At 71.1% G+C, this 12,067-nt stretch carries 8 protein-coding genes; 1 reads left to right on the forward strand and 7 read right to left on the reverse strand.

Going from position 1 to position 12,067, the window contains the following annotated elements:
- Positions 1 to 237 precede the first annotated feature (237 nt).
- The 4 genes from DM194_RS09345 to DM194_RS09360 are packed head-to-tail and all read right to left on the reverse strand — an operon-like array spanning position 238 to position 8,251.
- Positions 238 to 2,214, reverse strand: coding sequence for a molybdopterin biosynthesis protein (locus DM194_RS09345; RefSeq protein ID WP_111067065.1), 1,977 nt, complete (start codon positions 2,212 to 2,214; stop codon positions 238 to 240).
- A 24-nt stretch (positions 2,215 to 2,238) separates the two neighbouring features.
- Positions 2,239 to 3,429 carry a molybdopterin-binding protein gene (locus DM194_RS09350; protein WP_111067066.1) on the reverse strand — a complete coding sequence of 397 codons (1,191 nt, stop codon included), beginning with the start codon at positions 3,427 to 3,429 and terminating at the stop codon, positions 2,239 to 2,241.
- The gene (locus DM194_RS09355) at positions 3,426 to 4,343 is read right to left on the reverse strand and encodes a diguanylate cyclase (protein WP_111067067.1); all 918 of its coding nucleotides are present in this window, start codon (positions 4,341 to 4,343) and stop codon (positions 3,426 to 3,428) included. Before DM194_RS09355 ends, DM194_RS09350 begins: the two co-directional genes overlap by 4 nt.
- An 8-nt stretch (positions 4,344 to 4,351) precedes the next feature.
- A complete protein-coding gene (locus DM194_RS09360; RefSeq protein WP_111067068.1) occupies positions 4,352 to 8,251 on the reverse strand; it encodes a response regulator in 3,900 nt (1,299 codons plus the stop codon).
- Between the two features lie 270 nt (positions 8,252 to 8,521).
- On the opposite strand from DM194_RS09360, the gene DM194_RS09365 reads away from it, so the two are divergent.
- A complete protein-coding gene (locus DM194_RS09365) occupies positions 8,522 to 9,880 on the forward strand; it encodes a PQQ-dependent sugar dehydrogenase (RefSeq protein ID WP_111067069.1) in 1,359 nt (452 codons plus the stop codon).
- A 13-nt stretch (positions 9,881 to 9,893) separates the two neighbouring features.
- Here DM194_RS09365 and cowN read toward each other — a convergent pair whose 3' ends face one another.
- The 3 genes from cowN to DM194_RS09380 all read right to left on the reverse strand — a co-directional run bounded on the left by cowN (position 9,894) and on the right by DM194_RS09380 (position 11,982).
- Positions 9,894 to 10,190, reverse strand: coding sequence for a N(2)-fixation sustaining protein CowN (gene cowN, locus DM194_RS09370; RefSeq protein WP_111067878.1), 297 nt, complete (start codon positions 10,188 to 10,190; stop codon positions 9,894 to 9,896).
- 257 nt (positions 10,191 to 10,447) lie between these two features.
- Positions 10,448 to 11,176, reverse strand: coding sequence for a LytTR family DNA-binding domain-containing protein (locus DM194_RS09375; protein ID WP_111067070.1), 729 nt, complete (start codon positions 11,174 to 11,176; stop codon positions 10,448 to 10,450).
- A 29-nt stretch (positions 11,177 to 11,205) separates the two neighbouring features.
- On the reverse strand, positions 11,206 to 11,982 hold the full coding sequence (locus DM194_RS09380; protein WP_111067071.1) for an RNA methyltransferase: 777 nt from the start codon (positions 11,980 to 11,982) through the stop codon (positions 11,206 to 11,208).
- Positions 11,983 to 12,067 lie beyond the last annotated feature (85 nt).

The following is a 12,067-nucleotide window of genomic DNA, read 5'->3' on the forward strand; positions in this document are numbered from 1 at the left end:
TGGCATCCATTCCCGGAATTCGCAGCACCCTCCCCTTCCTGGTCCGATTTTTCAGGTTTCCCGCACCGGTCTCCCGCGCCTCCGGCCGCCACCACGGGGCTGTATGTCGCATCGTGACCATCGGTACGCAACCGCCCGGCCGCCGGATCACGAAAAATCCCGACTTCCGGCATTTTGTTCGGATTCGTCCGGCCGCCAAATGAGGTCATATAATTCCAAAGCGGATCGGAATCCGCTTTAGCGGATGAATCCCATGGCGCGCAGGGCCTCCGCCACCTCCGGCGTCTCCAGCGCCTCGACGAAGCGGCGGACCGCCGGACGGTCGCGGCGGGCGGCGGGGACGATGAAGTCGTAATGCTCCTCCTGCAGCGGCAGGAAGCCCAGCCCGTACATGGTCGCGGCCGTCTCGATGGCCACACCCCAGTCGGCGCGGTTCTGCGCCACCGCGACGGCGACGGCGTTGTGCGACTTGGCCTGGGTCCAATAGCCGGTCGGCCGCGCCGGCCCGAGCAGGCGGTCGGTCAGGATGCGGGTGCCGCTGCCGGCATTGCGGTTGATCAGGATGCAGTCGGGCAAGCCCGCCACCGCCGCGACCGCCTCGGCCGCGGTCCTGCCTTCGAAGCGCGGATCGCCGCGGCGGAAGACGATGCCCTGCATCCGGCGATAGCCGGTAACGAGCTCCAGTCCCGGCGCCAGGAAGGGCGTGTTGTAGGCCCCGGTGGCGGGATCCATCAGATGGACCGGCGCGATGTCGCACTCGCCCCGCCGCGCCGCCGCCAGCCCGCCCATCGAGCCGACATTCAGCGCCTTGACCGTCATCCCCTCGCCGATCAGGCCGCCGAGCACGGCGTTGAGGCCGATGCACTGGCTTCCCACCACGATCAGGTCGGCCGGGGCAACGGAGCGGCCGAGCAGCTGGACCGAGACCGGCGTGCCCGCCTCCACCGCCTCCGCCTGGGCGTCGATGGCGAGGAAGCCGTCGGCATGGCTGAAGGCGGTGACGGCGCCGGATCCCTTGGACAGCGGGTAGGCCGCCAGCGCATCGCCGTCGGCGCCATGGACCAGCGAGACCATGACGTATTCGGTGCGTCCGCGTTCCGATCCCAGCCGCACCGGCAGGGTGGCCGGCACCTCCTCCGCCGCCGCGGGCGGCAGTCCGGCCATTGCGCGGATCACCGGCGCGACGAAGCTGTGGAAGGTGAACATCGCGGAGGTCGGGAAACCCGGCAGGATCACCACCGGCTTGCCGCCGGTCACCGCGAGGCACAGCGGCTTGCCGGGCTTCAGCGCCACGCCATGGGCGACGATGCCGGGATCGGACAGCCGCGCCACGATGCGGTGGGAGCGGTCGCCCGCCCCCTTCGACGTGCCGCCCGACAGCAGCAGCGCGTCGCATTGCAGCCCCTGGGCGACCAGCCGCTCCAGCGCCTCGTCCTCGTCCGGGGCGATGCCCAGCGGCACCGGCTCGGCCCCCAGCTCGGCCACCGCGGCGGCCAGGATGGCGCCGTTGCTGTCATAGACCGCCCCGGTGCGGATCGGCTGGCCGGGCGCCACGATCTCGTCGCCGGTGGACAGGATGGCGACGCGCGGCCGGCGCACCACCGCGACCTCGGCCAGTCCGATGGCGGCGAGCACGCCGATCTCGCGCGAGGTCAGGGATTGGCCCTTGCGCAGGACCACCTCGCCCCGGCCGATGTCGGATCCGGCGGCGGCGACGAAGGCGCCGGGGGTGGCGGGGCGGGTCAGCGTGACGAACAGGCCGTCGGGGCGTTCCACCGCCTCCGTCGTCTCAACCATCACCACCGCATCCGCGCCGCGCGGCAGCATGCCGCCGGTCGCGATCACCGTGGCGGTTCCCGGCTCCACCGTCAGTTCGGGGGCATGGCCGGCGGCCAGAACCTCGTCGTTCAGGCGCAGGGCGACCGGGCTGTCCTCCGCGGCGCCGGCCGTGTCGGCGGCACGCACGGCGAAGCCGTCCACCACCGAACGGTCGAAGCCGGGCACGTCCACCTCGGCCGTCACGTCGGCGGAGAGCACGCGGCCGAGGGCCGCGGACAGCGGCACCCGCTCCTCCCCGCGCGGGGACAGGTCGAGATGGCGGTGGAAACGGGCGCGCGCCTCCTCCCCGCTCACCACCTCCAGGAACTGGTCCTGGCGGGCGGCCTGGGCGACGAAACGGCGGATGTCCTCGCGGCTGCGGTCGGAACTGTGCACGCGGCAAACCCTTGCAGAGTCAAATCAGGCGAAACGATACATGGTGAAATCATACATGGTGAAATCATACATGGTGACAGGGGCACCGTCCGGCACGCCTTCACTGTCCGCCCCGATCAGGACGAAGCCGTCGGCCCGCGCCGCCGCCGCCAGCCCCGGCCAGCCCGGAGAGGCGACCGGCTCCACCTTGCCGTCATCGTCCAGCCGCACCCGGTGCAGGTCGAGACAGCCGATTTCCGAAACCAGCTTGCGCGCGGTCACCGCCTGAATGGTGGCATGGGGCAGCGCGGCGGGCAAGCCGGCGGCACGCCGCACCGCGCGCCCGGCCAGCAACTCGTAGGCCGCCAGCGCCGCCATCGGTTCGCCCGGCAGCAGCAGAGCGGGAACACCGGCGGCGCTTCCCAACCCGGCGCTGCCGCCCGGCCGCATGGCGATGCCGTGAAGATCGAGGCTGCCGGCCTTCGCCAGGGCGGGGGGCGCCGCATCGTCCGGGCCGGTTCCGGTGCGTCCGGCCGACAGGATCAGGTCGGCCCCGGGCTGGGCGAAGGTCTCGGCCAGCGCATCCATGTCGGCGGGCAGAGCGGCCACCGCCTCGACAACGCCGCCGTCACGCCGGACCAGCGCGGCCAGCATGTCCCCCAACTGCTCCGGCGCGCCGGCCTTGGGACCGCCGGCCAGCAGGAGCCTCACCCGCGGCGCCGGCAGGACCGGCAGGATGCGGTGCCCGGCGGCGGCGAGCAGGCCGAGGTCGGCGGGGCGCAGGCGCCGGCCGGCCGGCAGCAGCGGGCTTCCGGCCGCCATCCAGGCGCCCCGGCGCTCCACCCCGCCGCCGGGCGCCACGGCATCGACCGCCTCGACGAAGGGGCCGGCGGCCTGCGCCGATTCATAGGGGATCACCGCGTCGCAGCCCGGCGGCAGCGGATCGCCGGCCACCACCGCAACCGCGCCCGTCAGCGGCACCGGATTGTAGGAGCCGGCACCCAGCGTATCGGCAGCGGCCACGGCATAGCCGTCCGTCGCGGCCCGGTCGGCCGCCGGCCAATCGCCCAGTGCCGCGACCGCCTCCGCCAGCACCAGGCCGCAACACTCCGCCAGCGGCAAAGGCCGCGCGGACGGCGCCGCGACCCGGCCGTCGATCCAGGCCCAGGCGGCATCCAGCGTCGAGCGGCGGGAGAAGCCCCGGCCGCGGACATCGCGGAACGGCGGGGCGGTCATAGCGCCCTCACCATTGCATCCTGAACGCGGTTGCGGCCGGCGCGCTTGGCACGATAGAGCAGCTGGTCGGCCATCTCCGCCAGCCGTTCCGGGCTGCCGTCGGCGGACGGAGTCACGGTGGCGACGCCGAGGCTGATGGTGACGAAGGGGGCGACGGGCGACTGGGCGTGCGGAATGCGCTGTTCGGCCACGGCGGCGCGGAAGCCCTCGGCGACGCGGATGGCGCCGGTTCCGTCGGTCTCCGGCAGCAGGCAGACGAACTCCTCGCCGCCATAGCGGGCCACGAGGTCGCTCGGCCGCCTCGCCCGATCCGCCAGCAGCTCGGCCACCAGGCGCAGGCATTCGTCGCCGGCCTGATGGCCGTACTCGTCGTTGTAGGCCTTGAAATGGTCGACATCGAGGATGATGAGCGACAGCGGCAGGTGCGACCGGGTACAGCGCCGCCACTCGCGCGTCATCGCATCGTCGAAGCGGCGGCGGTTGGCGATGCCGGTCAGCCCGTCCAGGAAGGACAGGCTGCGCAGCAGATCGGCTTGGCGTTTCAGCAGCAGGTGGTTGCGCACCCGCGCCTTCACGATCGGCGGGCTGATCGGCTTGGTGATGAAGTCGATGGCCCCGACCTCCAGCCCGCGGGTTTCGTCCTCCACCTCGCTCTTGGCGGAGATGAAGATGACGGGGATGTCGTGGGTGGCCGGGTCGGACTTGATGCGGCGGCACACCTCGAAGCCGTCCATTCCCGGCATCATGATGTCCAGCAGAACAAGGTCGGGCATCCGCGCCTGGACGAGATCCAGCGCCTTCTCGCCGTCGGTGGCGAAATAGATGTCGTAGTCGTCCTTCAGGATGCGGCTGAGCACATGGACGTTGGACGGGATGTCGTCCACCACCAGGATTTTTGGGCGGGGTTCGGCCATGGGCGCGTTCAGACCATCGGCAGTGGAAGGCCGAGGTCACGCGCGATCCGCTGCACGATCCCAAGCGCCTTGGTGAAATCCAGACCGTCGATGGCGGATGACAGCCCCTTGATCGTCGAGGGCTCGACCGAATCCGTCAGCAACGGCGCCAGCATAGCGAACTCTTCCGCCGCTGCGAAGTTGCTGTCATGTAACAACGTCGCGAACCGCGGCAGCCGCTCCGCCAGCTCCTTGCGGTTTTCCGCCGGCCGGCCGGGGTTGCCGGCGCCCGCCGGGCGCCCGGAACCATCGGCCGCCGCCAGCAGGACGGCGCTCTCCAGCACCAGGGCCAGTTCGGCGTGCAGCACCGGGAGCTGGGCGTCGGCCGCGGCGGCATCGCCCCGCTGCGCGGCGACCTGCACCGCGTCGGCGGCAGCGGACAGGCGCACGGCGCCGACATTGCCGGCGACGCTCTTCAGTTCATGCGCGATGCCTTTGGCGGCCGTCAGGTCGCCGGAACCCAGTGCCGCCGAGATCCGGTCGGCGACCTCGCCGTAGCCCGACGCGAACTGACCGATGAAGCGGCGGAACAGCCCGGCATCACCGCTAAGCCGGTCGAGCGCGTCGGCCAGATCGATTCCCGGCAGGTCGCCCGGCAGATCGCCTGCCGGGCGGTCCGACACCGCCACGGGCGGCATGGCGATGCGCGAAGGGGCCGCGGCGGTCAGCATGGCCTGGCCGCGCGACGGGACCGGTCCGGGGGCGCAGGGCGTACAGGGCCGGATCGCCACCAGCGGCGGCCCGATCCAGCGGGCCAGCGTGGCGAAAAGCTGCGGCAGGTCGAGCGGCTTCGGCACATGGGCGTCCATCCCATTGTCCAGGCAGCGCTGACGGTCGGCGGGCAAGGCGCTGGCGGTCATCGCGATGATCGGCAGATGCCGCCCGCAAGGCAGGGCACGGATCGCCGCGGTCGCCGCGAACCCGTCCATGTCCGGCATCTGCACGTCGAGCAGCACGGCATCGAAGGGCTGGTGGGCGGCGCGCACGCAGTCCACCGCCTGCCGTCCGGTGGCGGCCACGGTGACGGCCGCCCCCGCCCGCTCCAGGATCTCGCGCGCCACCTGCTGGCTGATGGCATTGTCGTCGGCCAGCAGCAGCCGGCGGCCGTGCAGCGCCCGGCTGGCATCCCAGGCCGCCCCGGAAAGGCCCCCATCCGGCCGCCCGCCCTCCGCGCCGGACCGAAGCGCGGGATAATCCGGGGCGGGAATGGCGGCGGGCAGGCGGACGCCCTCGCCGTCCGGCGCCTTCCGGGCATAGGCGACGGTGACGGCGTCGAGCAGGGTGGAGGCGGTGACCGGCTTCACCAGGAATCCGGCGGCTCCGGTCTCTTCGAAACGGGCGCCCAGCCGGTCGCGGCCATAGCCGCTGATGACGATGATCATCGGGGTGCCGGCACGGGCATCGGCGCGGATGCGGCGCGCCGCCTCGATCCCGTCCATTCCCGGCATCTTCCAGTCCATCAGCACGACGTCATAGGGGGTGCCGGCCGCCGCCGCCCGCTCCAGCTCGTCGATGGCGGCCTGTCCGTCGGCGCAGGCGGTCACCGCCCAGCCGAAGGCGGCGGCGATCTCGCCCAGCACCTCGCGCGCGGTGGCGTTGTCGTCCACCACCAGAACCGCCAGGTCGCGCGGAACCAGACGCGGCAGCCGCCCGGCCGGCCCGGCCGCGATCCCGGCGCCCGGCCCGATCCCCGCCGCGTTCCCGGCATGAAGCCCAAACTCGGCGCGGAAGCGGAAGACGCTGCCCTTGCCGGGCTCGCTCTCCACCTCCATGGCGCCGTTCATCAGCCGGACCAGCCGCGCGCAGATCGCCAGCCCCAGCCCGGTGCCGCCGAAGCGCCGGGTGGTGGAGCTGTCGCCCTGGCTGAAGGCCTGGAACAGCAGTTCGCGCTGTTCCGGCGCGATGCCGATGCCGGTGTCGCGCACCGCGAAGTCCAGCACGGCGCGGTCGTTGGACAGCGAGCGGACCCTGACCGCCACCACCACCTCGCCGGTCTCGGTGAACTTGATGGCGTTTCCGGCGAGGTTGATCAGGATCTGCTGCAGGCGCAACGGGTCGCCGATCAGGTCGAGCGGCACGTCCGGCGCCACCGAGAACAGGACGTCGATATCCTTTTCCTGGGCGGCGGAGCCGATGATCACCGCCAACGTCTGCAGCAGGTCGTCCAGGCGGAAATCGACCCGCTCAAGCTCCAGCTTGCCGGCCTCCACCTTGGAGAAATCGAGGATGTCGTTCAGGATGCCCAGAAGCGACTGCGCCGACACCCGCACCTTGTGCACGTAATCCGCCTGCCGGTCGGTCAGCTCCGTCTGCTGAAGCAGGTGGATCAGCCCGAGGATCGCGTTCATCGGCGTGCGGATCTCGTGGCTCATATTGGCCAGGAACTCGCTCTTGGCGCGGCTCGCCGCCTCCGCCGCCAGCCGGGCGCGCTGCATCGCCGCCTCCGCCCGCTTGCGCTCGGCGATCTCGTGGAAGACCACCACCGCCCCCTCCACCTTGCCGTCGGCCAGCATGGGCGAAGCGGTGTATTCCACCAGGAGGGGCTTCCCGGCCTTGGTCCAGTAGGTGTCCTCCAGCCCGCGCCGGCTTTCCCCGCTCAGCAGCACCGCCGTCACCGGGCATTCCAGCGCCGGGAAGGGCGAACCGTCGGCGCGGCGGGAATGGATCAGCACATGCAGGTTGCCGCCCAGGAGTTCCTCGTTGCCATAGCCGGTCAGCACGGAGGTGGCGGGGTTGGCGAAGGTGATCCGCCCCTCGCGGTCGACGCCGCAGATGCTGTCGGACGCGGAATGCAGGATCAGGTTCAGGCGGCGGTTGGCGCTGGCGAAGGCCTCGTTGGCGGCCTCCAGCTCCCGCTTCTTGGCGTCGAGCTCTGCATTGGTGTCGGCCAGCCGGCGGCGGCCGGCCATCTCGCGCTCCAGGCTGCGCAGGGCGCCATAGACCAGCGCGGCACAGGCCAGCACCGCCAGCCCGACGAGGATGCCGCCGCGGACCGCCCGCTCCCGCCACGCCGCCAGTTCCGTCCGCTCCGACAGGGCGACGAAGACGACCAGCGGCAGGGTCGGCACCCGCTGATAGGACAGGATGCGCCGCTCGCCCGGCACCGGCCCGTCCACGTCGAAGGTTTCCGTGGCGGCTTCGGCGGCGTGGCGCAGCACGATCCTGCCGTCCGGCCCGTCCAGCGGTTCGCTGTCGGGGAAGCGCAGGATCGCCTTGCCGTCGGTGCGGTAGACCGCGACCGCCGAACCGGCGCCGAGATCGAGGCTTTCGTACAGCTGCTGGTAATAGTCGAGGTCGATGTTGGCGTGGACGACCCCCAGGAAGCGGCCGTCCTGCAGGAGCGGCCGGCTGACCGTGAAGGACAGGGAACCGGTCAGCCTGCCGGTGATCCGCTCGCCGACATGGAATTCCGCGCCGTCGCGGTGGACCTGGAAATAGGTACGGTCAGCGACATTGCCGGGCGGCACCGGAAACTGCCGGCTGGACTGGACGTTGTCGCCGGTGGGGCCATGGATCCACAGGGCCGCGATCTCCGGCAGATTGTCCACCATGTCGCGGACGGTGATCCACGCCTCGCGGTTGGTGTCCAGCCCCGGCATGCCGTAGCGGTCGACGAGATCCTGGGCCCGCCGGATGGCGAGATCGGCGGTCGCGACCGTCCGGCGCACATTCTCCTGCATGAGCCGCGCCGACGCCTGCGCCTGCTCCTGCGCATGGCGCAACGTCTCCGTCCGGTCGGCCCAGACCACATAGCCCCAGAAACCGACGCCCAGCAATGCGATCAGCGAAAAGCCGGCGGCATGCAGCAGGCGGGTGCGGGTGGGAGACAGGGCAAGCGCCGCAGCGTCGATCGCGTTTCTGTCCATCATTGCCGAACCGCCGCCGCATCGCTGCGGTCGGCCGGCGCCCGTCGCCAGCCATTCCGCCTACATCGGTCGGAGTATGGTCTTGTGCGCTCCTTGACCGCAAGCAACTTGATATGCTCCGCGGTGAAGTTGGGGACATCTGGCGCTTGTGGGGAACCCCGACGGTACAGCCCCCCTTGCTCCGCCTGCCTTTGCGCGCGGCCGGCGGCATCGTGCCCCCATATTTGTCAAACCGACCGTTTCCGCTCCCGCTCCGCTGAAAGTGCCCGATCGATGGCCGACCACCGCCTCGTCCCAGTCAAGTTTCTCCCGACCACCCTGTTGGGCGCCGGCCTGCTGGCCCTGGCGGTCTGCACCGCCCCGGCCGTGACGGCGCTGGCGCAGGGGACGATGACGAGGCAGGTACGGACCGACCCGATGCAGACGGTCGGGGCCGAGGTGCATGTGGGGATGGATACGCTGCCCAAGCCCTATGCCACCCCGTCCGTCGACAACGAGGCCGTGCTGGTGCCGCGGCCCGGCGGCCAGCCGCTGCGGGCGCCGCGCGGCTTCACCGTCAGCCTGTTCCGCGACGGGGTGGAGAATGCGCGCAACCTGCTGGTCCTGCCCAACGGCGACGTGCTGGTGGCCCAGCAGAAGCCCGGCACCCTGACCCTGCTGCGCGACGCCGACGGCGACGGCCATGCCGAGATGGCCGAGACCTGGGCCGAGGGCTTCGACCAGCCCTTCGGCCTCGCCTTCCATGACGGGGCGGTACTGGTCGGCGACCTGGACGGGGTGTGGCGGCTGCCCTGGACGGCCGGGACCGCGAAGGCGGGGGAGCGGCGGCGGCTGACCCCGGAGGGCGCCTTCGGCAAGCATGGCGGCCACAACACCCGCTCGCTCGCGGTGGCGCCGGACGGCCGGCATTTCTACGTCGGCATCGGGTCGGAAGGGAATATCGGGGTGGAACCTGAACCGCGCGCCACCATCCAGGAATTCCGCATCGACGGCAGCGGCCAGCGCCAGTATGCCGGCGGGCTGCGCAACCCCGTCGGCCTCGCCTTCAAACCGGGCACCAACGACCTCTACACGGTGGTAAACGAGCGCGACGGGATGGGCGACCAGCTGGTTCCCGATTTCCTGACCTCGGTTACCCCCGGCGGCTTCTATGGCTGGCCCTACTCCTACATCGGCGGCAACCCGCAGCCGGGCTTCGCCGGGCAGCGGCCCGATCTGGTCAAGGCGGCGCTGGCGCCCGGGTTGCTGTTCCAGGCCCATTCCGCGCCGATCGGCCTGGTCTTCGGCGACGCCACCCATTTCCCGGAGCGTTACCGCATGGGCGCCTTCGTCGCTCTGCGCGGGTCGTGGAACCGCTCCCGCCCTACCGGATACGCCATCGCCTTCGTGCCCTTCGACTCCGCCCCCTTCGACAAGAGCCGCCCGACCGGCACCTACGAGACCTTCGTCACCGGCTTCCGCGTCAACAGCCGGCCCGACGGCGACGAGACCCCACGGGTGTGGGGCCGGCCGAGCGGACTGGCGGTCGCCGCCGACGGCGCCCTGCTGATCGCCGACGACACCTCCGGCTCGGTCTGGCGGGTGGCCTATGCCGCGGCGGACCGGGAGCCGGAGCCGGCGGCCAAGCCCTGACCGCCCTGCCCCGTCAGCAGCACTCGTCCTCCAGCTGGCGCAGCATCGCCAGCCCTTCCTCGTCGTCATGCTCCTCGAACAGGTCGGCGATGTAATAGATGTTGGAGCAGAGCAGGCACAGCCCGTCGGCCTGCCGCTTCAGCGGATCCTCGGCGACCGCCAGCTTGGCGCGGAACCGCTCCCAGAAGGCGTTCGTCTTGGCCGGGTCGTCGATGTGCATGTACAGCCGTTCGATGATGCGGCGGCTGTTGCCCTCGCAGTCGATTCCCTTGAACGATACGTAACGGTCGGGCGCGTCGATGCTGTCCACGGGATCGGCCTCCTCATGCCGGTTGCCAGGGGTGGGAAACGTGACGGCGATGCTTTCCCAGCCGTGACCCCGCCCGCAAGCCATGCCGCACCAGCGGCAGTCCACCCGCGCGAATGGTGGAATCGCTGCGTGAATGGGAACGCCTGAAGCGAATTTGCATTCGCTTTAGATTCTTTTTGATCTCATCCGCCGGTCGGGCTTCGGCCGCGTGAGCGGCCGGGGCCGCCGTCGCGGTCCAAAGCGGATTGCAATGCGCTTTATAGCGCCAGCCGCTTCTTCAGCGCGTCCGCCCGGTTGCGGCTGACCGGCACGCGGGGAGCGCCGGGGGCGGCCATGACGAAGGCGGCGCGGCCGTCCTGCCGTTCCACCGCGCGGGCATGGCGCAGGTTGACGATGTAGCCGCGATGGGTGCGCACGAAGGAGCGCGGGTCGAGCCGCGCCTCCAGCTCCGACAGGGGCAGGCCGCAGAAGAAGGCGCCATCGCCGGTGTGGACAGTGGTGTAATGGCCGTCGGCCTGCAGATAGACGGCGTCGGCCGGGTCGAGCAGGACGATGCCCTGCCCTTTTTCCACCGGCAGCTTGACCAGCGGTTCGGGCGGCGATGCGGATGGCGGGACGGCGGGTGCCTGCGCATCCGCTACGGTGGGCCGGGCGGCCTCCATCAGCATCAGCGCGGTGACGGCACTGCCATCCGCCACGGTCGCGGCGGGCGCCAGCGCGGTGGCCTTCACCACCAGCACCCGGCCGGGCAGCGCCACCATCATCGAACTGGCGGCGGCGGGAGCCGCCGGATCGCCGGCCGCGGCCAGCAGCAGTTCCACCTTTGCCCGGTGCGAGGGCGGGTGGAGGTCGTGCAGATAGGCGCCGACCAGCCCGGCCGCGCGTTCCCCCAGCAGCCGCACCGCCGCCGGGTTGAGGGCGAGCACGCGCCGTGCGCTGTCCAGCAGCACCAGCCCGACGTCCATGTTCTGCAACGCGTAGTCCATGGACGCCCACTATAGCCGCGATTTTGGTTTTAGCTCTCGCCTTTCCGGCGGCTGCCCTGGACCAGTGCGGCGACGACGCCGTGGAAGGTGCGGACCTCCTGCTCGGTCATCTCCATGCGCTCGAAGGCGTTGCGCAGGGTGCGGACCATCGACGGGCGCTTTTCCTCGCTGGTGAAGAAGCCGGTGCGGTCCAGCACCGCCTCCAGCCGCTCGAAGAAGTTCACCCGCTCCGCCATCGTCGCCGGGCGGGTCTGGCCGGTGTGCAGGAAGCGGTCGGGCGTGCGGTCGCCGGCCTGGAACCACTCGTAGCCGATCAGCAGAACCGCCTGCGCCAGGTTGAGCGAGGAGAAGGCCGGGTTCAGCGGCACCGTCACCAGCGTCTGGGCGAAGGTCAGGTCGTCGTTGACCAGTCCGGTGCGCTCCGGCCCGAACATCACGCCGACCTTCTGCCCGGCGGCATAACGTTCCCGCATCTCGCCCGCGGCGACGCGCGGGGTGACGAAGCGCTGGATCATGTCGCGGGTGCGCACGGTGGTGGCGTAGACCGCCTCCAGGTCGGCGACCGCCTCCGCCGTCGTCTCGAAGATCCTGGCGTTGTCGATGACGATGTCGGCGCCGGAGGCCGCGGCGCTCGCCTTCGGGTTCGGCCAGCCGTCGCGCGGCTTGACGAGACGCAGGTCGGTCAGCCCGCAATTCAGCATCGCGCGCGCGCAGGCGCCGATGTTCTCGCCGAGCTGCGGCTGCACCAGGATGACGGCGGGACCGCCAAGGATGGACTCACGCGTGGGGTTCTGGCCGGAGGTCATGGTACGTAGGTTCGTTTTGAGATGAAGTGCTGAGGATCCCTCCCTGAGCCCTCCCATCTTCTGCGGGAGATGATCAGGGAGGGGG

Source organism: Azospirillum ramasamyi, from assembly GCF_003233655.1.
Taxonomy (GTDB): domain Bacteria; phylum Pseudomonadota; class Alphaproteobacteria; order Azospirillales; family Azospirillaceae; genus Azospirillum; species Azospirillum ramasamyi.

What these genes read in the sequence shown, in the direction of transcription:
- DM194_RS09350 (WP_111067066.1), bottom strand. Translation starts at nt 3,429, where the DNA reads ATGACCGCCCCGCCGTTCCGCGATGTCCGCGGCCGGGGCTTCTCCCGC.
- DM194_RS09355 (WP_111067067.1), bottom strand. Translation starts at nt 4,343, where the DNA reads ATGGCCGAACCCCGCCCAAAAATCCTGGTGGTGGACGACATCCCGTCC.
- DM194_RS09360 (WP_111067068.1), bottom strand. Translation starts at nt 8,251, where the DNA reads ATGATGGACAGAAACGCGATCGACGCTGCGGCGCTTGCCCTGTCTCCC.
- DM194_RS09365 (WP_111067069.1), top strand. Translation starts at nt 8,522, where the DNA reads ATGGCCGACCACCGCCTCGTCCCAGTCAAGTTTCTCCCGACCACCCTG.
- DM194_RS09375 (WP_111067070.1), bottom strand. Translation starts at nt 11,176, where the DNA reads ATGGACTACGCGTTGCAGAACATGGACGTCGGGCTGGTGCTGCTGGAC.
- DM194_RS09380 (WP_111067071.1), bottom strand. Translation starts at nt 11,982, where the DNA reads ATGACCTCCGGCCAGAACCCCACGCGTGAGTCCATCCTTGGCGGTCCC.